Origin of the sequence: Qipengyuania sp., from assembly GCF_048550555.1 — a bacterium.
Lineage (GTDB): Bacteria > Pseudomonadota > Alphaproteobacteria > Sphingomonadales > Sphingomonadaceae > Qipengyuania.
Genome location: NZ_JBLYYF010000013.1, coordinates 1 through 22,180, shown reverse-complemented (window position 1 = coordinate 22,180; position 22,180 = coordinate 1). Strand labels below are relative to the sequence as shown.

The 22,180-nt window shown below is 66.5% G+C and carries 15 protein-coding genes and 1 tRNA gene; 7 read left to right on the top strand and 9 right to left on the bottom strand.

The window, feature by feature from the left end; all coding sequences use genetic code 11:
• Window positions 1-18: 18 nt before the first annotated feature.
• The 3 genes from ACN4E0_RS02410 to ACN4E0_RS02400 all read left to right on the top strand — a co-directional run bounded on the left by ACN4E0_RS02410 (window position 19) and on the right by ACN4E0_RS02400 (window position 3,007).
• Window positions 19-93, top strand: a tRNA-Gly gene (locus ACN4E0_RS02410).
• Between the two features lie 104 nt (window positions 94-197).
• A complete protein-coding gene (locus tag ACN4E0_RS02405; RefSeq protein WP_419565175.1) occupies window positions 198-752 on the top strand; it encodes a hypothetical protein in 555 nt (184 codons plus the stop codon).
• 185 nt (window positions 753-937) lie between these two features.
• Window positions 938-3,007, top strand: coding sequence for a TonB-dependent receptor (locus ACN4E0_RS02400; RefSeq protein WP_419565173.1), 2,070 nt, complete (start codon window positions 938-940; stop codon window positions 3,005-3,007).
• Between the two features lie 4 nt (window positions 3,008-3,011).
• On the opposite strand, the gene ACN4E0_RS02395 is transcribed toward ACN4E0_RS02400, so the two are convergent.
• From ACN4E0_RS02395 to dcd, 4 genes are read right to left on the bottom strand one after another with little or no spacing between them, the layout of a single operon-like run.
• On the bottom strand, window positions 3,012-3,509 hold the full coding sequence (locus ACN4E0_RS02395) for a DoxX family protein (protein WP_419565171.1): 498 nt from the start codon (window positions 3,507-3,509) through the stop codon (window positions 3,012-3,014).
• A gap of 52 nt (window positions 3,510-3,561) precedes the next feature.
• Window positions 3,562-4,737 carry a saccharopine dehydrogenase family protein gene (locus ACN4E0_RS02390; protein ID WP_419565169.1) on the bottom strand — a complete coding sequence of 392 codons (1,176 nt, stop codon included), beginning with the start codon at window positions 4,735-4,737 and terminating at the stop codon, window positions 3,562-3,564.
• Window positions 4,738-4,794: 57 nt separating this feature from the next.
• Entirely contained in the window at window positions 4,795-5,571 is a 777-nt protein-coding gene (locus ACN4E0_RS02385) for an acyl-CoA thioesterase (protein ID WP_419565167.1), read from the bottom strand.
• A gap of 16 nt (window positions 5,572-5,587) precedes the next feature.
• Window positions 5,588-6,142 (bottom strand): dCTP deaminase, encoded by a 555-nt coding sequence (gene dcd, locus ACN4E0_RS02380; protein WP_419565165.1) that lies wholly within the window; start codon window positions 6,140-6,142, stop codon window positions 5,588-5,590.
• A 117-nt stretch (window positions 6,143-6,259) separates the two neighbouring features.
• On the opposite strand from dcd, the gene ACN4E0_RS02375 reads away from it, so the two are divergent.
• Window positions 6,260-6,790: a hypothetical protein gene (locus tag ACN4E0_RS02375; protein ID WP_419565164.1), complete on the top strand. Its 531-nt coding sequence runs from the start codon at window positions 6,260-6,262 to the stop codon at window positions 6,788-6,790.
• Here ACN4E0_RS02375 and putA read toward each other — a convergent pair.
• From putA to mtnP, 3 genes are all read right to left on the bottom strand, one after another.
• Entirely contained in the window at window positions 6,776-9,913 is a 3,138-nt protein-coding gene (putA, locus tag ACN4E0_RS02370; protein ID WP_419565162.1) for a bifunctional proline dehydrogenase/L-glutamate gamma-semialdehyde dehydrogenase PutA, read from the bottom strand. The two genes, ACN4E0_RS02375 and putA, sit on opposite strands and share 15 nt — an antisense overlap.
• 95 nt (window positions 9,914-10,008) lie before the next feature.
• Complete coding sequence (gene glpD, locus ACN4E0_RS02365; protein WP_419565160.1) at window positions 10,009-11,496, bottom strand: glycerol-3-phosphate dehydrogenase; 1,488 nt, start codon at window positions 11,494-11,496, stop codon at window positions 10,009-10,011.
• The gene (mtnP, locus tag ACN4E0_RS02360) at window positions 11,493-12,365 is read right to left on the bottom strand and encodes an S-methyl-5'-thioadenosine phosphorylase (RefSeq protein WP_419565157.1); all 873 of its coding nucleotides are present in this window, start codon (window positions 12,363-12,365) and stop codon (window positions 11,493-11,495) included. The genes glpD and mtnP overlap by 4 nt, the downstream gene beginning before the upstream one ends.
• 212 nt (window positions 12,366-12,577) lie before the next feature.
• Between mtnP and ACN4E0_RS02355 the strand changes: the two genes are divergently transcribed.
• Together ACN4E0_RS02355 and ACN4E0_RS02350 are read left to right on the top strand one after the other, a co-directional pair.
• A complete protein-coding gene (locus tag ACN4E0_RS02355; protein ID WP_419565155.1) occupies window positions 12,578-15,358 on the top strand; it encodes a phosphoenolpyruvate carboxylase in 2,781 nt (926 codons plus the stop codon).
• A gap of 61 nt (window positions 15,359-15,419) precedes the next feature.
• Window positions 15,420-16,769 carry a patatin-like phospholipase family protein gene (locus tag ACN4E0_RS02350; RefSeq protein ID WP_419565153.1) on the top strand — a complete coding sequence of 450 codons (1,350 nt, stop codon included), beginning with the start codon at window positions 15,420-15,422 and terminating at the stop codon, window positions 16,767-16,769.
• 28 nt (window positions 16,770-16,797) lie between these two features.
• On the opposite strand, the gene ACN4E0_RS02345 is transcribed toward ACN4E0_RS02350, so the two are convergent.
• Together ACN4E0_RS02345 and ACN4E0_RS02340 are read right to left on the bottom strand one after the other, a co-directional pair.
• Window positions 16,798-18,150 carry a GGDEF domain-containing protein gene (locus ACN4E0_RS02345; protein WP_419565151.1) on the bottom strand — a complete coding sequence of 451 codons (1,353 nt, stop codon included), beginning with the start codon at window positions 18,148-18,150 and terminating at the stop codon, window positions 16,798-16,800.
• A 75-nt stretch (window positions 18,151-18,225) separates the two neighbouring features.
• Entirely contained in the window at window positions 18,226-19,341 is a 1,116-nt protein-coding gene (locus ACN4E0_RS02340; protein WP_419565149.1) for an AraC family transcriptional regulator ligand-binding domain-containing protein, read from the bottom strand.
• Window positions 19,342-19,451: 110 nt separating this feature from the next.
• On the opposite strand from ACN4E0_RS02340, the gene ACN4E0_RS02335 reads away from it, so the two are divergent.
• Window positions 19,452-22,115: a TonB-dependent receptor plug domain-containing protein gene (locus ACN4E0_RS02335; RefSeq protein WP_419565147.1), complete on the top strand. Its 2,664-nt coding sequence runs from the start codon at window positions 19,452-19,454 to the stop codon at window positions 22,113-22,115.
• The last annotated feature ends 65 nt before the right edge of the window (window positions 22,116-22,180 follow it).

The window sequence follows — 22,180 nt, the reverse complement described above, 5'->3', positions numbered from 1 at the left end:
TTCCGGTAGCGCCAGTGAGCGGGCGTAGCTCAGGGGTAGAGCACAACCTTGCCAAGGTTGGGGTCGGGCGTTCGAATCGCCTCGCCCGCTCCATTTTTCCTCCCAGCGACGAAACTCCCATTTGCTGATGTCCGTGCGGATTTGCGCGGTGTCGCGTCACGTCCTAACCTCGTCGCGGGTCGCTTCGGGAGGGGCCGATGCGTGGACTGGTTGTTGCGGGGGTTATGGGTGTGGCGGTGGCGCTGGGTGCGCCGGCCTGGGGACAGGACAGGCCGATAACCGACCGGAATCCCGATGCGGCGGACGTGGTCGCCACACCGCTGACCGATCTCAATCTCAGGAAAGGCGAGATTCCCGAACTGCTCGGCCGTGCGGTTATCGACCCGTACGACCTTGCCGGGCTCGCGAGTTGCAGCGCGCTGATCGCCGAAGTCGAGCGGTTCGACATCATCCTGGGTGACGATTTCGATCTTCCAGAGGAGGCAACGGGCGGTCTCGGCGCGGGCGCGGTGGGCAAGGTGGCGGTCACATCGCTGATTCCCTTTCGCGGCCTGATCCGCGAGGTGTCGGGCGCGCGCAAGGCGCAGGACCGGCTCGAAACCGCGATCCGTGCGGGCCTTACTCGGCGGGGTTTTCTGAAGGGAGTCGGGGCCCAGCGCGGCTGCGCCTATCCGGCTCGTCCCGCCACCGATGCCGACATCGCGCGCCTCGCGGCCGAGCGCGAAGCCGGTGCGCAAGCCGCGGAGGACTGAGACGAGTCCTCGTCCTGCCCTGCGCTGCGCACGATTCGTCAGGCGTTTTCTGCCGTTGGCAGATTTCGTTGTTGCATCGCAGCGCGGGACCGCTAACCGGCGGCGATATGTTGTATCATAAGTTTGGGCGCGCCGCGCTTCTCGCATCGATTTCCGTCGCCACCCTGACCGTCGCGCAGCCCGCGATGGCACAGCAGGCCGGGGCCAGTCCGCCTCCGCAGGAGGATGCCCGCACCACCGCGGACGATCCGGACTCGCATGCGTCCGTGTCGAACGAGATCATCGTCACCGGCGTGCTCCAGACCAACCGGCAGGACATGCTCTCGGCGATCGGCGTGCTGTCGCAGGAAGACCTCGCCAATGCCGTGCGGCCCTCGATCGGCGAAACGCTGGCGCATTTGCCTGGCGTCTCGGCCAGTTCCTTCGGCCCGACCGCCTCGCGCCCGATCCTGCGCGGGCTGCAGGGCGAGCGCGTCAGCATCCTCACCAACGGGCTCGGCACGATCGACGTGTCGAACACCTCGGCCGACCATGCCAGCGCGGTGGACCCGTTGCTCGCCGAGCGCATCGAGGTGCTGCGCGGCCCGCAGGCGCTGCTCTATTCGCCCTCGGTCGTGGGCGGCGTGGTCAATGTGATCGACCGCCGCGTGCCCAACAGCGTGCCCGACGAACCGGTCCATGTCGCCGCCGATTTCGACTATGCCACCGCCGCCAACCAGCGCTCGGCCTCGGGGACGGTAGACGTGCCCGTCGCCGGCAAGGTCGTGCTCCATGCCGACGGCAGCTATTCGAAAAGCGACGACCTCGCCATCGGCGGCTATGCGCTGACCCCGGCACTGCGCGCGCAGGCACTCGCGACCGCCGCGGCGACGGGCGATGCGCTCTATGCCGAAAACGCCGCGGTGCGCGGCACACTGCCCAATACCGCCGCCGAGACCTGGAGCGCCGGTGTCGGCGCGGCCTATATCGACGAGGGCGGCAGCATCGGCGTCGCCTACAGCCATCTCGATTCGCTCTACGGCGTGCCGCTGCGCTTCGCGACGCTGCCGGGCGAGGAGCAGGAAGCCCCGCGCATTACCCTGGCGCAAGACCGGCTCGACGCGCGCGCCGAGATCGATCCCGCGGGCGGGATCTTCGAGAAGATCCGTCTGCGCTGGGCCTATGCCGATTACGTGCATTCCGAACTCGAGGAGGATGGCGCCGTGGGCACCACCTTCCTCAACAAGGGCCAGGAGGCGCGGCTCGAACTGACGCAGGCGCGGCGTGGCGCGTGGAGCGGGGCGACCGGGGCGCAATACTCGTTCCGCGATTTCAACGTGATCGGCGAGGAAGCCTTCCTGCCGAAGAACTCGACCGCCACCTTCGGCTTTTTCACGGTGCAGCAGTTCGACCTCGGCGCGGTCAAGATCGAGGGCGGGGCTCGCTTCGACCACCAGGGCGTGAGCGCGCATCCCGGCACCGACCAGCCGCAGTTCTTTGCCGGCAGCCGCAGCTTCGACACGGTTTCGGCTTCGGTCGGGGGCACATGGAACTTCGCCGGCGACTGGCGCCTCGGCTTCAACGTGGCGCGCACCGGTCGCGCTCCGAGCGCCGAGGAGCTGTTCGCCAACGGTCCACACGCGGGCACGCAGTCGTTCGAGATCGGCAATCCCGATTTCGCGGTCGAGAAGGCGACCAGCGTCGAGGCGGTGCTCCGTGGACGGGGCAATGGCTATACTTTCGAAGCCTCGGCCTATCACACCTGGTTTTCGGACTATATCTACGAACGCCGCACCGGAGCGATCGAGGATGGCCTGCCGGTCTATCAGGGAACGCAGGGCGACGCGCGCTACTACGGCTTCGAGCTGCAGGGCACGCTGACGCTGGCGCGGATCGGCGGGGCGGACATCGTCGCCGATGCGCTTGCCGACTACACCCATGCGACGATCCTCGACTATGGCCCCGCGCCGCGCATCCCGCCGCTGCGCCTGCTCGGCGGGATCGGGCTCGAAGGCATGAAGTTCGACGCCCGGGCGGAAGTCGAATGGGTCGACGGCCAGACGCGCACCGCGCCGCTCGAAACGCCGACCGATGGCTATACGCTGGTCAATGCCGAGGTTACCTGGCGCCCGTGGGGCGAAGACCGGCCGCTCAGCTTCGCACTCTCGGCAAACAACATTTTCGACGTCGACGCGCGCCGCGCCACGTCCTTCCTCAAGGATTACGCCCCGCTCGCCGGGCGCGACATCAGGGTCAGCGCCCGGGTCAACTTCTGACGCCTCAGCCGGGGTGGCCGTCGCCATCGCGGTCGACCACGGTGGTTGTGGTCGGCGCGGCGGCCAGTCCCTCGGCCTTGCCCTCGGCGTGCGCGGCCTTGACCTCGGCGTCGAGCCGCTTGGCGCGCTCGTCGATCTCGCCGATCCGTCCGCGCAGCTGGCCGTAGGCGAAGACCATCAGCAGCCCGCCGGTGATGGCGACGTTCTTGAGCGCCATCGCCGCCTGCATGGGGTCGGTGACCTTCTCGTGGAAGAACAGCGTCGCCAGAACGGTGAAACCGGCCAGCGCCAGGCTGGCGATGCGGGTCATGAAGCCGCTGGCGAGCACCAGCCCGGCGACGATTTCGAACGCGCCCACCGCCAGCGCAAGGCTGCCGGGGAAGGGCGATTCGGCTTCCATGTAGGCGGCGGTGCTCGCGGGATCCATGACCTTGCCGAGGCCGGCGAAGACGAACAGCGCGCCGAGCAGGATGCGCCCGACGAGTGCAGCGATGGCAGCCATTGATTTCTCTCCCCTGTGTCCCTCTTGAATCGCTTCGGCGGGCAGGCGTTCCCTATTCTTCGACCGAGAACGCGATCTCGGCATGATCGCGCAGCCGCTCGACCAGCGCTTCGCCGAGGAAGGCGCCCGGCGTCCCCACTCCGCCTTCGGCCTTGCTGTCGAGCAGGGCCAGGCCGGTTTCCGCGAGCATCCGGCTGGTCGAGCCATAGCCCGGATCGTAGCGGCCCTTCACGCCGTAGTGCAGCCGCGTGCCGTCGGGCCATTCGCCGACGAAGAGCACGTCGTAATGCCCGTTCTCGCGCTCTTGCTTGCTCGGTCCCTCGCCCGGCTTGGGCGGCTTGGCGCCGAACGGGTTCTTGAGCATGTCCATTACCGCGTTGGCGGCGGCCTTGCCCGCCTCGCCCGGGCTGGTGAGCATCATTTCGTCGTAGCGGAAATCCGCGCCATAGGGGTGCCCGCGCAGAAAATTGGTGCGGTGGACGTTCTTCACATTGATCGTCGCCATGATGAAGGGCGCGGCCCATTTGCCGAGCTCGTCCTCATAGTGGGGGATCATCCCGCTCGGCTGGTCGGGGCCCTCGAAACCGGGCGTCAGCCCGAAGGGATTGTTGAGCACCTTGATGATGCCGGGGTTCTTCGCCGCCGCCTTCATCGTCGCGGTGAGGCTCGCCGCGGTGCCGCCCGAAAAGGTGCCCTGCATCGAACGGACGCGGCCTTTCACGCGCGGGGCGGGCGAGCCGTGCCGCGCCACTGCCTCCTGCTGCAGCATCAGCACGCCCAGATCGAAGGGGATCGAATCGAAGCCGCTCGAGAAGCAGATCCGCGCACCGCTCGCCTTCGCTTGCTCGTGGTGCGCATCGATCATCTCGCGCATCCAGGCGGGTTCGCCGCAGAGGTCGGCATAATCGGTGCCGGTCTTGGCGCAGGCGGCGACCAGCTCGTCGCCATAGAGCTGGTAGGGGCCGACCGTGGTCAGCACGACCCTGGTGCGGTGGCACATCGCTTCGAGGCTGGCGGGATCGTCGGCATCGGCGACCACCAGCGGCGTCGATGTCCGCGCGCCGATCGCGTCGCGCACCTCCTCGAGCTTGTCCATGCTGCGCCCCGCCATCGCCCATTTGGGGCCATCGGCGGCATTGCCGTATTCGCGCACGAAATGTTCGGCGACGAGGCGGCCGGTATAGCCGGTGGCGCCATAGACGATGATGTCGAACTCGCGGTCAGCCATGGAATCTCTCTCCTTCGGGCCTAGGTGTGCGCGTGGGGCGCGGGAGAGTCAAAGCCGTTACGGCGCGCGCGGGATGCGCGGCAGCACGCCGGTCTGGCTCGAGATCGCGAGCAGCCGCCCGTCCTCGGCGAAATGGCGGGCCGAGCCGTGGACCACGCCGCGATCGAAGGCGGCCAGTTCGATGAAGGAGAGAACCCAGCCCGGATCGCAGCCCTGCACGAAACGGAACATGGCATCGAGGCTCGATCCGCCCCGCGTCGCCGGATGCGCACCGAGGAAGAGGTCGGAGATGATCGCCAGCCAGCCCGCATCCACCGCGAAATTGGCGCGCGAGCGGGTCCAGAGCGCCTGGACCCCGCGCTCCTCGTCCTGCATCGCGACGCGGTAGTCGAACTGGTAGGGCAGCGTTCCGGGTGCGGACCAGCTGCCTTCCACCGCGAGCGACTCCTCGGGGCCGGGCACTTCGGGCATCGCGGCGAACAGCGTCTGTTCGCTCGGCTCGCGTGATCCGAGCGCACCGTTCGCCCGATGCGTCGGTCGCCCGTTCACGCTGGCGGAGGCGGCATATTGCGCCACCGCCTGCCCGCCGCGGCATTGCTCGACCTCGATGGCGAGTTCCTCGGCATGCTGCGTTGGGCCGAGGAACTGCACCTGCGCCCACAGCAGCGGCAGCTCGCTGTCGAGTTCCATCGCATCGACGATCGCCGCCAGCGCGACCCCGCCCATGATATGCGGTGCCCCCTCGGGCCCGGCGGTCGCCGGGGGCATGACGGGGAGGGTGAAACTGCCGCTTCGCTGGCCCGGTACCACGCGCCAGAAGGGGAAGCGGCCCACGCTCATTCCCTGGCGGTCACAGCCGTGGCAACGTGACGCCGCGCTGGCCCATGTACTTGCCCGCGCGGTCGGCATAGGTGACTTCGGGCCGCTCGTTCCCCTGGAGGAAGAGGAACTGGCACGCGCCCTCGTTGGCGTAGATCCGCGCGGGCAGCGGCGTGGTGTTCGAAAACTCCAGCGTCACATGGCCTTCCCAGCCCGGCTCCAGCGGGGTGACGTTCACGATGATCCCGCAGCGGGCATAGGTGCTCTTGCCGAGGCAGATGACGAGCACGTCTTCGGGGATGCGGAAATATTCGACCGTGCGCGCCAGCGCGAAGCTGTTGGGCGGGATCACGCAGACGTCGGTTTCGCGGTCGACGAAGCTGTTGCTGGCGAAGTCCTTGGGGTCGACCACCGCGCTGTCGACATTGGTGAAGATCTTGAACTCGGGCGCTACCCGGGCGTCGTAGCCGAAGCTCGACAGCCCGTAGGAGATGCACCCTTCGCGACGCTGCGCCTCGACGAAGGGCTCGATCATCCCCTCGTTCTGCGCCTTGTCGCGGATCCACTTGTCGGAAAGAATCGCCATGGGAGAGGGATTCCCGATTGGGCTGGCGGGGGCAAGCTTGGTGCGGGGAATATCCCCTTATGACATTCAGGCGTCCCATACGGTGGTGTCCCGACACTCCTGTGGTACTTGGCGGGAATGCGTTGGCTGACTTCACTTTTCAAATCTACGAATCCGCACAGGCAAGCCGAGCGCCTAGTGGATCGCGGCCTCGGGTATGTAAGGGAGGGGCAAACAGCCAAGGCACTGACCATTGCCAGGTACTTGCACGACCTTCGTCATTCAGGAGGGTTTGAGGTCGAGGCACAGGCTTTGGCGCGGGATGGAGCCAAAGACCAAGCAATTGCCGTGCTCGAGAGTGGTCTTGAAGTCGCCCCGACAAGTTGGCTCAACGCAAATCTTCTGGGTAATTACCTGTCCGACCAAGCGCGATATGACGAAGCATTTGATGCCTATGATCGCGCGGTGGCAATCCCTGGCGCGAACCGGGCCCTAATCGAATCGAACCGCGCCTTGGCGTTACAGAGATCAGGCAGGCCCGATGAGGCTCGCGAGAAAGTTGCGGCCATCCTGGCAAGCGGGGTGCCCGACGACGATCCTGGGCTTTTCGAGTTCATTGAAGGACTGCGCTCAGACCTTGAGATGCCTCAATCCCTAGCTCGCCAATAGCGTCGCATTCCCCCCGGCGGCAGTCGTGTCGATGCACACCACGCGTTCGGTCGCGAAGCGCTGGACATAGTGCGGGCCGCCGGCCTTGGGGCCGGTGCCCGACAGGCCTTCGCCGCCGAAGGGCTGGCTTTCGACCACCGCGCCGATCTGGTTGCGGTTGACGTAGAAATTGCCGACCGTGGCGCGTGCCTCGACGAAGGCGCGGACATCGTCGTTGCGGCTGTGCAGGCCCATAGTCAGGCCGAAGCCGGTGGCGTTGATGTCCTCGATCACACGCTCGAGGTCGGAGGCCTTCCAGCGCACGACATGCAGGATCGGGCCGAAATTCTCGCGCTTCAGGTCGAGGATCGAATCGATCTCGATGATCGTCGGGGCGACGAAGCAGCCGGCATTGGCGCCGCGATGCAGGCGGCGGCGCCAGACCGCGCGGCCACCCTTCTTGCGCCGGGCGATGTGGCGTTCGAGCGAGGACTTGGCGTCGGGATCGATCACCGGGCCGACATCGGTCGAAAGCTCTTCCGGATTGCCGATGGTGAGCGCTTCGAACCCGCCGCGGATCATCCGCAGCATCTCGTCGTAGACGTCGTCCTGGATGTAGAGCACGCGCAGTGCCGAGCAGCGCTGGCCCGCGCTCTGGAAGGCGGAGGCGACGACGTCGCGCGTGACCTGTTCGGGCAGCGCGGTCGAATCGACGATCATCGCGTTCTGCCCGCCGGTCTCGGCGATCAGCGTGGCGATCGGGCCGTCGCGCGAGGCGAGGCCGCGATTGATCGCCTGCGCGGTCTGGGTCGAGCCGGTGAAGGCCACGCCCGCGATGCGCGGATCGGAGGTGATGAACTCGCCCACGTCGCCCGCGCCGGGCAGCAGCTGGAAGGCTTCCTCGGGGATCCCCGCCTCGTGGCACAGCCGTACCGCGAGCGCGGCGATCAGCGGGGTCTGCTCGGCGGGCTTGGCCACCACCGTATTGCCCGCCGCGAGCGCGGCGGCCGGCGTGCCGATGAAGATCGCCAGCGGGAAGTTCCATGGGCTGATGCAGGCGAAGACGCCGCGGCCATGGAGGCTCAGGCGGTTTTCCTCGCCGGTCGGGCCGGGCAGGATAATGGGCCGCGTGAACTGGCGCCGCGCTTCATTGGCGTAGAACCGCAGGAAATCGACCGCCTCGCGCAGCTCGAGCACCGCGTCGAGCAGCGTCTTGCCCGCCTCGCGCTGGCACAGGCTGAGGAACTCGTCGGTATGCTCCTCGAATAAATCGGCCGCAGCCTCGAGCAGGACCGCGCGCTTTTCGCCGCCGAGGCGATCCCAGCCGGGCTGGATCGCCTGTGCGCGGGTGATCGCTTCCTCGACTTCGAAATCGAGCGTGTCGCGGCGCGTGCCGACTTCGGCGGAGAGGTCGTGCGGCTTGTTGATCGGCGCGCTCTCGCCCTCGGCCCCCGACTTGAAGGTCGGCTCGGCGATCCAGTGGCGGTCTTCCAGCCTGGCGAGCCGTTCCTGCAGCGGTTCGAGCACCAGCGGGTCGCTGAGGTCGACCCCGGCCGAATTGCGGCGGTCGGGAAAGATGTCGGTCGGCAGCGGGATCGCCGGATTGCGATAGGGATCGAGTGCAGCCATGTCGGCCACCGGATCGGTCGCGAGGTCGGCCGCCGGCACATCGGCATCGGCCATGCGGTTGACGAAGGAGCTGTTCGCCCCGTTTTCGAGCAGGCGACGCACGAGATAGGCGAGCAGGTCCTTGTGCGTTCCCGTCGGCGCGTAGATGCGCACATTGGTCGGCCGGTTGCCCTCCATCTGGGCCAGCGCGCCGTAGACGTCCTCGCCCATTCCGTGGAGCCGCTGGAACTCGAACTGCTTGGGGCCGGCCAGCGCCTTGATCGCACCGATTGTATAGGCGTTGTGCGTGGCGAAAGCGGGGTAGATTGCGTCGTCGGCCGCCAGCATCTTCTCGGCGCAGGCGAGATAGCTGACGTCGGTCCCGAGCTTGCGGGTGAAGACCGGGAAGTCGGTGTAGCCGCCGACCTGGCTCAGCTTGATCTCGGTATCCCAATAGGCGCCCTTGACCAGCCGGACGAAGAACCTGCGGTCGTGTTTGCGCGCCAGGCGCGCGACCCAGTCGATCATTGGCACGCCGCGTTTCTGGTACGCCTGGATGGCGAGGCCGAAGCCTTCCCAGCGGCTTCCGTCGGGGCGCGTGAACAGGCTGTCGTCGCGTGCCAGCGCCTCGATCAGATCCATCGACAGTTCGAGCCGGTCGGCTTCTTCGGCGTCGATGGTGAAGTGGATGTTGGCATCGCGCGCCGCGGTGGCGAGGTCGCGCACGATCGGCAGCAGGTCCCCGATCGCGAGATCGGCGTGGAGGAAGGTGTAGCGCGGGTGCAGCGCCGACAGCTTCACCGAGATCCCGGGCGAGGTGCGGACGTCGCCGCTGGCTTCCTTGACCAGGCGGTCGATGGCCTTGTGGTAGTTGACCCGGTAGCGTTCGGCATCATCATAGGTCATCGCGGCTTCGCCCAGCATGTCGAAGCTGTGCGTGAGCCCCTTGGCGCGCTCGGGCTTCGCGCGCTTCAGCGATTCCTCGATCGTGCGACCGTAGACGAACTGTCCCCCGAGAATGCGCATCGCCTGCAGCGTGGCCCGGCGGATGACAGGCTCGCCCAGTCGCGTGACGGCGTTCTTGAGGCTGCGGCGCATGCCCTTCTGCGCTTCCTCGGGCCGTTCGAGAACCTCGCCCGTGAGCATGAGCGAGAAGGTCGCGGCGTTGACGAAGGTCGAAGAGCTTTCGCCCATGTGCTCGGCCCAGTCGATGTCGCCGATCTTGTCGCGGATCAGCGCATCGGCGGTGGCCGCATCGGGTACACGCAGCAGCGCCTCGGCGAGGCACATCAGCGCCACGCCTTCTTCGGTCGCGAGGCCGTATTGCTGGAGGAACGCGTCGATCCCGCTCGCCTTGCGCTTGCGCGCGGCTTCGATCAGCCCGATGGCGATGCGCGCCGCTTCCTCGTGTTTCGCGCTCGCCCCGCCGGCCTGCGCCATGCGCTCGGCCACGCAGGCGTTCTCTTCCGCGCGATAGGCTTCGCGTAAGGTCTGGCGGGAAATGGGGGACAGATGCGCTGGATCGTGCAGGGCCATACGACTCCGGTAGGCAGGATGGGATTTGCGGGCCCCTTGGACCCGGGTGTGTCCCCTTTCAAGCTTTGTGAGAGCCGCTTGTTCCGTAACGTCTTCTAGGCGCGCGCGGCGAACCAGTCGGCGACTGCCTGGTGGGACTCGGCCGCAAGATGCAGTCCAAGCTTGCCGCGCCGCCACAGCACGTCCTCGGGCGCACGGGCATATTCATGGGTCACCAGATAGCGCACTTCCGCCTCGTAGAGCGTGCCGCCGAAGTCCTCGCCCAGTTCGGAAAGGCCCGATGCACCGCCCAGCAGATCGACAATGCGCGTGCCGTAGGCCCGGGCGAGGCGCTGGAGCATTTCGGGGGGGATCCACGGCCAGCGTTCGTGCGCCCGCCACAGGAAACCCGCGAAATCGCCATCGAGGTTCCCACCGGGAAGCGGGGCGCCCGCAGTCCACGGCTTGCCCGGGATGGGCATCGCCCTGGCCAGTCGGTCGAGCGCGTGCTCGGCCAGCCGGCGATAGGTGGTCAGCTTGCCGCCGTAGACCGACAGGATTGGCGCGCCGCCGTCGGCCTCCAGCTCGAAGACGTAGTCGCGTGTGACGGTCGAGTTGCTTTTCGCATTGTCTTCGTAGAGCGGTCGCACGCCCGAATAGCTGGAGACGATCTCTTCCGCGCTCACCGCGCTCGCGAAATAGCGCGAGGCGGCGTCGCACAGATAGGCGGTTTCTCCGGGCGTGATCGCGACGTGGTCGAGATCGCCTTCATAGCGAAGATCGGTCGTGCCGATCAGTGTGTAGTCGCGCTCGTAGGGGATGGCGAAGACGATGCGCCCGTCGGGTTGCTGGAAGATATAGGCATGCTCGCCCGGATAGGCGCGGCGCACGATGATGTGACTGCCCTTGACCAGCCGGAGATGCGCGGGCGTTCCCACGCCCAGAGCGACCCGCGCCACCCGGTCGACGAAGGGCCCGGCGGCGTTGACGACGGCGCGTGCGGTCACCTGCTCCTCACCTGCCTCGCTGCGCAGCGTCGCGCGCCAGTGGTCCTGGTGGCGTTCCAGCGCGATGCATTCGCAGCGCGTGCGGATGGTGGCCCCGCGATGCTCCGCATCCATGGCGCTCAGCACCACCAGTCGCGCATCCTCGACCCAGCAGTCCGAATATTCGAAGCCGTGGGTGAAGCGATCCTGCAGGATCGAACGGTGCGGCGCCCTGCGCAGGTCGATGGACGTCGAGCCCGGCAGGCTGCGGCGCCGACCCCCCAGCCGGTCGTAAAGCATCAGTCCGATCTTCAGCATCCACCGGGGCCGCATGCTCGGCTCGTGCGGCAGGACGAAGCGCAGCGGGCGGATGATATGCGGTGCGGCGGCGAGCAGCACCTCGCGTTCGTGCAGGCTCTCGGCGACGAGGCGGAAATCGTATTGCTCGAGATAGCGCAGCCCGCCGTGGATCAGCTTGGTGCTGGCCGAGGAAGTGTGCGAGGCGAGGTCGTCCTTTTCGACCAGCAGCACCTTCATGCCGCGGCCCGCGGCATCGCGGGCGATCCCCGCGCCATTGATACCGCCACCGACGACGAGCAGATCGTATACGCCGCTCATCCCTGGCGGAACAGCCGCCCGGCAACGGCATCGAGCTTCGCGAGCACCGCCTTGTCGTGCTTGTCGGGCGCGGTGATAACGGCATCGTCGAGCGCCCGGTCGATCGGCGAGGGCGTGCGCCTCTCGGGCAGGCCCCGGCAGAAGGCTTCGACCGCCTTGCGCGCGAGTTTCGAATTCGCGTCCATCTGCGCGACGACCTGCGCGACATCGACCGCTTCTTCCTCGTCGCGCCAGCAATCGTAGTCGGTCACCATCGCCAGCAGGGCGTAGGGAAGCTCGGCTTCGCGCGCGAGTTTGGCCTCGGGCATGCCGGTCATCCCGATCACCTCGGCCCCCCAGTGGCGATAGAGGCGGCTCTCCGCGCGCGAGGAGAACTGCGGCCCCTCCATAGCGAGATAGGTTGCGCCTTCGGCACATTCACCGCCGGCCTTGACGACTGCCTTCGCCGCATGTTTCGCGAGGCGCTCGCACACCGGATCCGCCATCGAGACATGCGCGACGAAACCGTCGCCGAAGAAGCTCGAGGGGCGCCCCCTGGTGTTGTCGATGAACTGGTCGACCGTGACGAAACGGCCGGGCGGCAGGTCCTCGGCGAGCGAACCCACCGCACTGATCGCGAGGATGTCGGTGCAGCCGGCGCGCTTCAGTGCGTCGATATTCGCGCGCGCATTGAGCGTCGAGGGCGCGATCCTGTGCCCGCGCCCGTGGCGCGGCAGGAAGCGCACACGGACATGACCGATGGTGCCGCACAGAATTTCGTCCGATGCGTCACCCCAGGGCGATTGCACCGGGATCCACTGAGCATCCTCCAGTGCATCGATGGCGTAGAGCCCCGATCCTCCGATGATGCCGATGGTCCATTCGCTCATGTACTGTCTTTCGCAAGCCTGGGCAGTTGGTGTGATGACGGGGGTGACCGCTGTGGCTGCGCCTGTCCACCCCAGAGTGCAGGAAGCCCGCAGCCGATCTGCGTCGACGCGACATCCGCATGCGTATTCACGGACGTCCGGCCCGCCGTCGCCTTGACAGTTCGGCCCATTTGCCGCGGAACCGACACCTTGGCGGGGCATAGGGTAGAGTGATGACAGAGACGAAAATCGAACCGACGCTGGCGAGCCTGAGCGAACGGCTCCGCGTGCTCCACCGCCAGACCCGCGAAACACCACTATTCAACCCCGTCTTCCAGCTTTCGCTGGACATTTCGCGCAAGCTCGAGAGCGGAGAGCTCGACATCGCCGCGCTGGCCGGGCTGGTCGACGAACTCGAAGCGCGATCGCTCGACGCCCGCGCGGCGCGGTTGCGCAATCTGCTCCGCCCCGATGCGGCGGAAGAGCGGCTGTCGGAACTCGCCGCGGCGGACGAGGGTTTCGAGGCCTTTCGTGCCTTCTGGGAGCAGCCGCACATGCATGCGGTGTTCACCGCCCATCCCACCTTCCTCCTGTCGCCGCAGCAGAGCGCGGTGGTGGCCGAGGAAATCGCCGGCGGGGGCAAGGCCGCGACGCAGGAACCCGGCGAAAAGCCCGAGATCACGCTCCGCTACGAACACGAATGCGCCATGGCGGCGCTCGTCAACGCGCAGGACGCGCGCGACCGGATCGTGGGCAGCGTCCTGCGCCGCGCACGTGACGCCTTTCCCGACCGCTGGACCGAACTGAAGCCGCTGCCTTTCCGCTTCGCCAGCTGGGTCGGTTACGACATGGACGGGCGGACCGACATCACCTGGTACACCTCGATCGCCTTCCGCCTTGCCGAGAAGGCGCAGCGCCTGGCGCGCTATGCCGCCTCGCTCGAGGCGATCGATCCCGCGCATGCCCTGCTCGACAAGCTGCGCGGCGCCCAGCAGCGCGCCCAGGCCAGCGCGGAGGAATTCGCCGGCGACCTCTCGGACCCGTCCGATCTCTCGACCGCCGCCAACCGCCTGACCGCGGACCATCCCGACAAGCTGCTGTCGCTCACGCCGCTGATCGGCCAACTCGAAGACGAGGCGGCTGGAAGCGAAGCCGAGCGCGCCATCGCCCTGCGCACACTCGCCGCAGCGATGCGCGCCGACGGGCTCGGCATGGGCTGGATCCATTTCCGCGTGAACGCCAAGCAATTGCACAATGCGATCCGCGCCCGGCTGGGCGATGCGGCGGATATCGATCTCTCCAGCCGCGGCGCGATCGCCGCGCTGCGCGAACTGCTCGCCGAAGTCGAACCGCAGAGCGCCAATTTCGCCAGCCTCGCGGTCGAGAGCTCGACCGCGGTGCGCCAGTTCCTCGTCATGGACCAGATCCTCAAGCATGTGGATGGCGACGCGCCGATCCGCATGCTCGTGGCCGAATGCGAACAGCCGGCGACCGTTCTTGCCGCGCTCTATTTCGCGCGCGCTTTCGGAATCGCCGGCAAGGTTGACGTCTCGCCGCTGTTCGAGACCGAAACCGCGCTCGAGCATGGCGGGCGGTTCCTCGACCTGCTGCTCGCCGAGCCCGACTATCAGGCCTACGCCAAGGAACGCGGGCGCATCGCCATCCAGACCGGCTTTTCCGACGCGGGGCGCTTCGTCGGGCAGATTCCCGCAAGCCTGGCGATCGAGCGCCTGCAGGGCCGCCTCGCAGAGGCGATGGCCGCCAACGGGCTGGGCGACGTTTCGGCGCTGATCTTCAACACGCATGGCGAGGGCATGGGGCGCGGCGCGCATCCGTCGAGCTTCGGCGATCGTATCGAATGGGCGCTCAGCGCCTGGGCGCAGCGTCGCTTCGCCCGCTCCGGCATCAGGCTCGAACCCGAGGCGAGCTTCCAGGGCGGCGACGGCTATCTGCTCTTCGCGACGCCCGACATCGCACTTGCCACGCTGACGCAGATCGCCACGCACAGTCCGGCGCATACCGATCCCGATGTGCCCACAGACCCCTTCTATCGCCGCACCGACATCAGCCTCGATTTCTACCGTGCGATCAAGGAACACCAGCGCGACCATCTCGAAAGCCGCACCTACAGCCGCGCGATCACTGCCTTCGGCCTCGGCCTGCTCAATGAAACCGGCAGCCGCAAGTCGCGTCGCCAGAGCGACCTTTCTGCCGATCGCGAGATGAGCCTGCGACAAATCCGCGCGATCCCGCACAATGCCATCCTCCAGCAATTGGGCTATCCCGTGAACATCATCGCCGGCGTCGGCAGCGCGGCGGAAAGCCAGATCGAGGAAGTCGGCGCGCTGCTCGCCGAGAGCCCGCGCGGGCGGCAGATCATGCGGCTGGTCCGCGCCTCCAATGCGCTCGCCAGCATCAAGACCGTCGCCGCCTTCGGCGAACTGTTCAATTCCGCCTATTGGGCGAGCCGCCCCTATCGCGGAACCGAACAGCATCTTGCCGAGGCCTGCGAGGCGCTCGCCGAATATCTCATCAAGGACGATCGTAACGGCGTCTATCGTCGGCTCGCCTCGCGGTTGCGCGTCGACGCCTTGAAGCTGCATCGCCTGTTCGATCTCGTCCCCGACGACGATCCGCATCCCGAACGCGAGAGTACGCGCCGCGCGATCGGCGTGCTCCAGGCGGTGCGCCTCGCGCTGCTGCAGCACATGTTCCTCAAGGTCGTCTCGGTCCCTGCCTTCAGCCGCGCCAACGACATCAGCCGGACCGACGTGCTCGAAATGGTCTTCACCCTGCGCGTGGACGAGGCGCTGGCGCAATTGCGCCGCGCCTTCCCCACCAGCTTCCCGCGCAAGGAGGATTTCACCCTCGACGAGCCGGGCGAATATCCGGTGGGCGTGGGCGAGGGCTATGCCGCCATCCGGGCGAACTATATCGACCCGATCGAACAGGCCCATGCGCTGTGTCTGCGCATCTCCACCGCCATCGCGAACGAGTTCGGCGCACACGGCTGATTGAAATTCCAGTCTTTTGCGCGCAGGGTCCCTACCGGTTCGACCGGGGGAGGACGAGTCGATGGAAAATTTCCTGTGGGGCGTCGCGGCCGGAATCCTGGGCGTGGTGGCGCTGGCTTTCTTTGCCTTTACGGTCTTCAGGCGCGGAGCGCTGACCTTCCGGATCGACGGTTTCTATACCCACGTCGTCGATGGCGATGTCGGCCCATTCATCCGCGACGTGCAGGCCGATGTGCCCGATGCCGAGGTCTGCCGGCTAGACGACCGCATGTCGTGCTCCATCCGCGAGGCGGTGCAGAGCTGCGGCGATGCCGGTCGGCCCGACTGCAACGTGCTCCTGCTTTCGGGCGGGGGGCAGTGGGGGGCCTATGGCGCCGGACTGTTCGACACATTGAGCCGCCACAGCGCCGACGAGCTCGCGCTGCCGGGCATCGGTGTCATCACCGGCATTTCGACCGGCTCGCTGCAGGCGCTGATGCTGATGGTCGCGCTCGATCCGAAACAGACGTCCGCCATGCGCCGCTTCGCGCTCGATAGGCTGGTATGGGGCTATTCTCCTGAGAGCGAGAGCGAGGTTGTCCATAATACCGGGCTGATCAGCGTACCGCTGTTCGGTTCGGCTGCGGGCACCGAGCCGCTGCGCCGGCGGGTCATCGAAGCGCTGATGCCCGGGGGCGACGAGAGCCTGATCGAGGCGATCGGTCAGTCGAACATCGAGGGCTTCGTCGGCTTCGTCGAAGCCGAGCGTGGCGTGTTCCGCTATGCCGAGGTGAAGGAACTCGTCAATGCCGCACCAACCCCGTCCGCTGCGGCCGAGGCGCTGGCTGCGGCGACCATGGCCTCTTCGGCCATGCCCGTTTTCCACCAGCAGCTGCGCGTGGCGGGCAGCGACGGCAAGGCGCTGTCGCTCTACGACGGCGGCGTCCGCCGGTCGGTCTTCTTCGACCGCGCCATGGCGGCGGTCGACCGGGAAGTGCGCGAGATGATGACCAAGGCGCACAGGGGCGGAAAGGCGCTGGCGAGCATGGAGCAGGCGAGCTTCGCGCAGGAATACGAGGACAAGGCACCCACGGTCTATGTCGTGCGCAACGGGCCCACCGCGCGCAAGAAGGACGACCGGCTCAACACGAGCTCTGGCCCGCTCAAGAACGGCCAGCGCGGCTACGACCTGCTCGTCAACGAGAGCGAGATCGGCGCGATCGCGGGACTTCGGCTCAACAATCCCTATGGCAGGATCCTGCTGACCAGCGCCGATCGCTACGACACTTTCTCCAGCGATGTGGGCGAGAACTTCAAGAAGGACGAGATGTTCAAGCCGGCCTTCATGGCCCGGCTGCGCGATCTCGGACGGCACAAGGCCGAAAGGCCGGAGGGCCCCTGGTGGCCGCTCAGCCCGATCGAACGGAGCTAGGAGCCAGGGAGCCGCATCGCGACCTCATTCAGACCGGGCGATCGATCGATCGCCCCGCCTCACGATAGCGCCTGCAGGTCCGCTTTCCCGCATCCTTGGCGTCATAAAGCGCTCTGTCGGCACGGATGCGAAGCTCGTGTGTGGTCAGCGCGTCTTCGGGCAGACAGGCGAACCCGGCGCTGGCCCCGACCCGAACCACGATGTCGGGAGCTATCGCGAACTCCTCATCGCAGATTGCCTCGACCAGCACTTCGCCAAATCTGCGTACGTGATCGACATCGCAATCGCGAACCACGACCATGAACTCGTCGCCGCCCATGCGTGCGACGATACCCTTCTCTCCCGCTCCGAGCGTGATCCTTCGCGCGACTTCGACGAGAACGGAGTCTCCCGCTCCATGACCGTATTCGTCGTTGATGCCCTTGAAGCCGTCGAGATCGAGCGAGACGATCGCCATCGTCTGCCCTGGCCTGGCGACCAGTCGGCTCAGTCGCTCATCCATCCCGTGACGATTGTATATGCCGGTCAGGCTGTCGTGGAGCGCCAGCTGGAGGTTTTCTTCCTCGGCCAGCAGACTCTTCGAGAGCGTCTCGTGAAAAGTATTGATGATCTGGCGCGCGCCGAAAACAAAAGGCGGCGTGAGCAGGACGATCACCGACAGCCATGGTTGGTCCGACACGACAGCGCCGGCCACGAAGGGGAGGTCCAGAAGCAAGAGCAAGAGCATCGCGAAGGCGGGGGCAGCGTAATTGCGCGAACACACGGGCCCGAGCAGCGCCATGACCGTCGTCGCGGAAAGAACCTGGAGCACCGGATCGCTGCCGCTCATGATGGTGAAAGCCAAGGCCCCCTGCAGGCCGCACCACAGGATCGAGAGCAGGGCTGACCAGCTCACATCGATAGTTGCTGCCCGGGCCTCCGGCGCCCGGCGCCGCTGCCACTCGAGGAGGCGAGCAAGGGCAACCGCAATCTCGAGGACCGTGAACACGGTGAACACCGTGGACGGTGAACGAATATTCGCGGTCGTCAGGATGATCAGCGAACACAGCGAACCCATCAGGGCCGCGCTCGGCGAGTTCAGCAGCTGCGCGTAGAGGCGACTTTGGATGTCATTGCCGATCGCCAAGCTGCTGCGAAACAGGCGGCCAGCACCGACCCGCTCGGCCATCGAGATCGTGTATGTCGCGGCGTCGCGTTCCATCCGCCGACTATCGAACGATATGGTTAAGGGAAAGTGAGGTGTAGAGCGCGTGAAACCCCAGGCAAGATCGGCGGATTTGGCGGGTCTCTGGGACCTGTTGCTCGCCGCAACAGGGGCGTATAGGTCGCTCTGACAGGCCTGGCCTTCAGCCGGTCGTTCGGTTTTTCCCGCTGCCGGCACCAGCTCCAGGTGGCGCGCCAGCTCAGGTCAAGGAGATGCGCTGCCGGCCAGGCAAGGGCGGGGGCGCAGGACGGGTCATTTCTCCGCCCGTATCTGGTTGACCGTCTTGTTCGTCCACCGGCGGACGGCACGGCGCAGGTTCGCACCGTCACTGAATCCGACTTTCCAGGCGACATCCTCCACGCTCATTCGCGTCGCCTGAAGGTATTCGATCGCGAGCTTGCGTCGCACCTCGTCGACAATCGAGGCATAGGTGGAATCCTCGGCTGCCAAACGCCGTCTCAGGGTGCGCTCCTGCAGACCCAATTGGGCGGCTACTGCCTTCATCGAGGGGAACTGGCCGGGCGCGCTCAGCAGCAACTGATAGACTTCGCCCGAAAGGCCGGAGGAAATGCGCGACTGTCCAATCAGCCGCTCGCAGGTTTCCTCCAGCATGATCCGGGTCAGGCGATTCCCCAGCTCTGGCGTGCTTTCGAGGATACCCGCAGGGTAGTGCAGTTCATTGGCTTCTTGATCGTACAGGCATTCGCACGAAAGCTCGCGGGCGTCCTGCGCGGCGTGCTCGTCTTCAGGCAGCGCGAACAGCGCGCGCATCGGCAGGTTGTCGGTGCCCGCAGCGTCGCGGATATGGGTGAAGGTCATCTTCATTTGCTGGCGAGCGAGGAAGGTGCGGACATCGTCGCTCATCATGTCGCGATAGATCTCGCGGAACTGCCAGATCGCCACATCGCCCTCGACCCGCCAGTGGAGCCGCACCGTCGGAGTGGCGAGCGGCTGGTAACGGACCGCGAAGTCGAAGAAATCGCGCATCGTGGGCGAACACATCAGCGCGTAGCCATACATGCCATAGGCGGAGAGGTGCAGCCGTGCCCCGATCGCGAACGCATCCGCGAAGCCGGCGCCGGCCGCCACGATGTTCTCGCACGCGGTGAGGTACTGGCCGATTGAGGTCAGCGTGTGCGGATCGCGCACCTCGACCGGCGTCAGGCCGGTCTTGTCGAGCACGGTTTCAGCAGAGATTCCGCGCTCTGCGACCGTGTCGATCACCGTTGCAATCTTGAACGGCGCGAAAATGCGCTGGTTCAGCGTGGGAAATCCCACGCGGTCGTTGGGTATGGACGCCTCGGCGTCGGCTTGGCCCGAGATAGTCAACCTGTCCGGCCCTCCCCTAACCGTGTCCGCAGATGACACAGAGATGTCCGCTCCTGCGCTTACGCGCGGGTCTGTCAGACCATAAGCATGACATCAAGCCGACAAAGTCCGGCAGCGGCAACGTCCGCTTTCACGATGGGAGAGAGAATATGTCGATGAGGTCGATTCCGATGCCGCGCCGTGCACGTCTGTTGTGCCGGTCTGCGCTGACGGCAGCCATCCTGAGCCTGCCCGCCCTTGCCCACGCGCAGGCGAACCAGAGTGACGCCGGATCCAGCGACACAGAGGCCACAGAAGAAGACAGCGCTGCGGAAAGCGTGATCGTCGTGACCGGCACGAGCATCCGCGGGGTGCCGCCGACCGGGTCCGATCTGATCACCGTCACGCGCGAAGACGTCGAGCGGATCGGCGCAGCGAGCACGCCCGAACTGCTCGCGACAGTACCCCAGCTCAACAGCTTCAACACCGCCCCGCGCGTAAGCAATGGCGGGGTCGGATCGTTCGCTCCGGGTCTGCGCGGCCTTCCGACCGCCGCGACGCTGCCGCTGATGAACGGCCATCGCCTGATTTCCGGCAGCGTGCAGCAGACCAACCCCGACTATCCGCTGATCCCCGAACTGGCGGTCGAGCGAGTCGAGATCGTCGCCGACGGCGCTTCGGCCATCTACGGGTCCGAAGCGGTGGCCGGCGTGATCAACTTCATCACCCGCAAGCGGGTGGACGGGCTCGAAGCCAATTTCCGCTACGGCTTCGGGGACGACTACGACGCCCTGAACGCAGGGGCGATATTCGGCCAGAACTGGGACACGGGCTCGGTCGTGCTCGCCTACCAGTACCAGCAGAACAGCAACATCACGGGTGCCGATCGCGACTACCGCTCGCTCGATTTCCGCGATGTCGGGGGCATCGACACGCGTTCGACCGTCTGTCCCGATGCGAACGTCAACCTGTTCGCCGGCACCATCTACGCCGCGCCCGATCTCGCGCCGGGGATCAATACGTGCGATCCGCGCGGGCCGGTCGACCTGCTGCCCGAGAGCCGCACCCACTCGGGCCTCGTATCCGCGCAGCAGGACGTGTCCGATCGCGTCACCCTGTGGGCGGACGTGCTCTATTCCGATCGCCGGGACATCGTGCAGGCTGCGCTTCCGGGGCAGACCTTCGTTCTGATAACGGCGGCCAATCCCTATTTCCGCGCTCCGCCGGGCACGAATTCGGTGTTCGGCTATTTCGACTTCCGGCCTGATCGGCTGGTCGGCGACGATCACTTCGACCAGACCTACCGCGTTCGCACCGGCAACGCGACCGCGGGGGTCGACATCGCCCTGCCGGGCGATTTCCAGGCGAGCGTCTACGGAACCTACAACTGGTCGCGCAACGATACCCTTCAGCCGGGCATCGACACCACTGCGCTTGCCGCCGCCGCCGCGGGGACGACGCCGTCGACCGCGCTCGACCCGTTCGGCTACCAGACCGCCCCGGCGGTGGTCGCCGCGATCCTCGACAACCCGACCACCTTCACCAATCGCCAGCGCACGCGCATCGGCGCGGTGAAGGTCGACGGACCGCTCGCGCAGCTGCCGGGCGGCGAACTCAAGATCGCGGTCGGTGCCGAATACCGCCGCGAAACCTACATGCAGCGCGGGCAGAGCGGCGGGGTCGGATTTCCGGAAGATCTCTCGCGCAACGTGAAGTCGGTCTATGGCGAGCTGTTCGTGCCCATCGTCGGTCCCGATAATGCCGGGCCGCTGGCGCAGAGCCTGACGCTGTCGTTGTCGGGCCGCTACGATCACTACAGCGATTTCGGATCGACCACCAATCCCAAGATCGGGCTTACCTGGGAGCCGGTCGAGGGGGTGAACCTGCGCGGCAGCTACGGCCATTCGTTCCGCGCACCGGGTCTGCGCGATCTCGGATCGACGGTCGGTTCGTACTATTCCGCGGCCGCGCTGGTCGATGCCTTCGGCGCGCGCGACCCCGAGCGCGGGGCGGCACAGGTGAATACCATCCTGCTGTATGGCGGCAATGCGGACCTCGAGCCTGAGACCGCGCGCACCTGGTCCGCCGGCATCGACCTGCGGCCGTTGTTCGCCCCCAATCTCACCGCGAGCGTGACCTATTACGACATCAAGTACGACAATGTGATCGGCACCCCTTCGGGTCTGGGCACACTGCTGTTCAGCGATCCCACCTTCTCCACGCGGGTCATCCGCGATCCCAGCGCCGCGCAAGTGAACGATGCGATCGCGGATACCGTGCCGTTCTTCTTCACCTTCGACGCCGTCCCGCAGATCGGCAACATCCTCGACCTGCGCCAGGGCAACTTCGGAGTCCGCAAGACCAACGGCATCGATTTCGACATCAACTACCGGCGGACGGTCAGCTTCGGTTCGATCTTCGGCGGGGTCGCAGGCAACTACATCCTCAACTATTCGAACCGCCTGTCGCCGACCTCACCGGAGAGCAACTCGCTCGACGCGGGGGTCCCGCGGGCAACCCTGCGCACCACGCTGGGCTTCACCGCCGGTCCGGTGACCTTCATCAACTTCGTCAATCATCGCTCGGGCGTGACGGCATCCTATGCCACGCCGACCGGCTCCGCTCTCTACAAGGCGGATGGTTACACCACGGTCGACCTGCGGCTCTCCGTGCGCTTGCCGCAGGAAGGCTTCCTCGAGGGTGCGGAGCTCGGCCTGCAGATCAACGACCTGTTCGATGCAACGCCACCTTTCTTCCCCGGCACCGACGGGATCGGCGGCGCCTACAATCCGATCGGTCGCTACGCTGCGATGAGCCTGCGCACGACCTTCTAGGCCCAGGCCGGCGGCACCCCAGACCGGGGCCGCCCCCCCCCCAAATGCGCCCCCGGCGCCGCCCA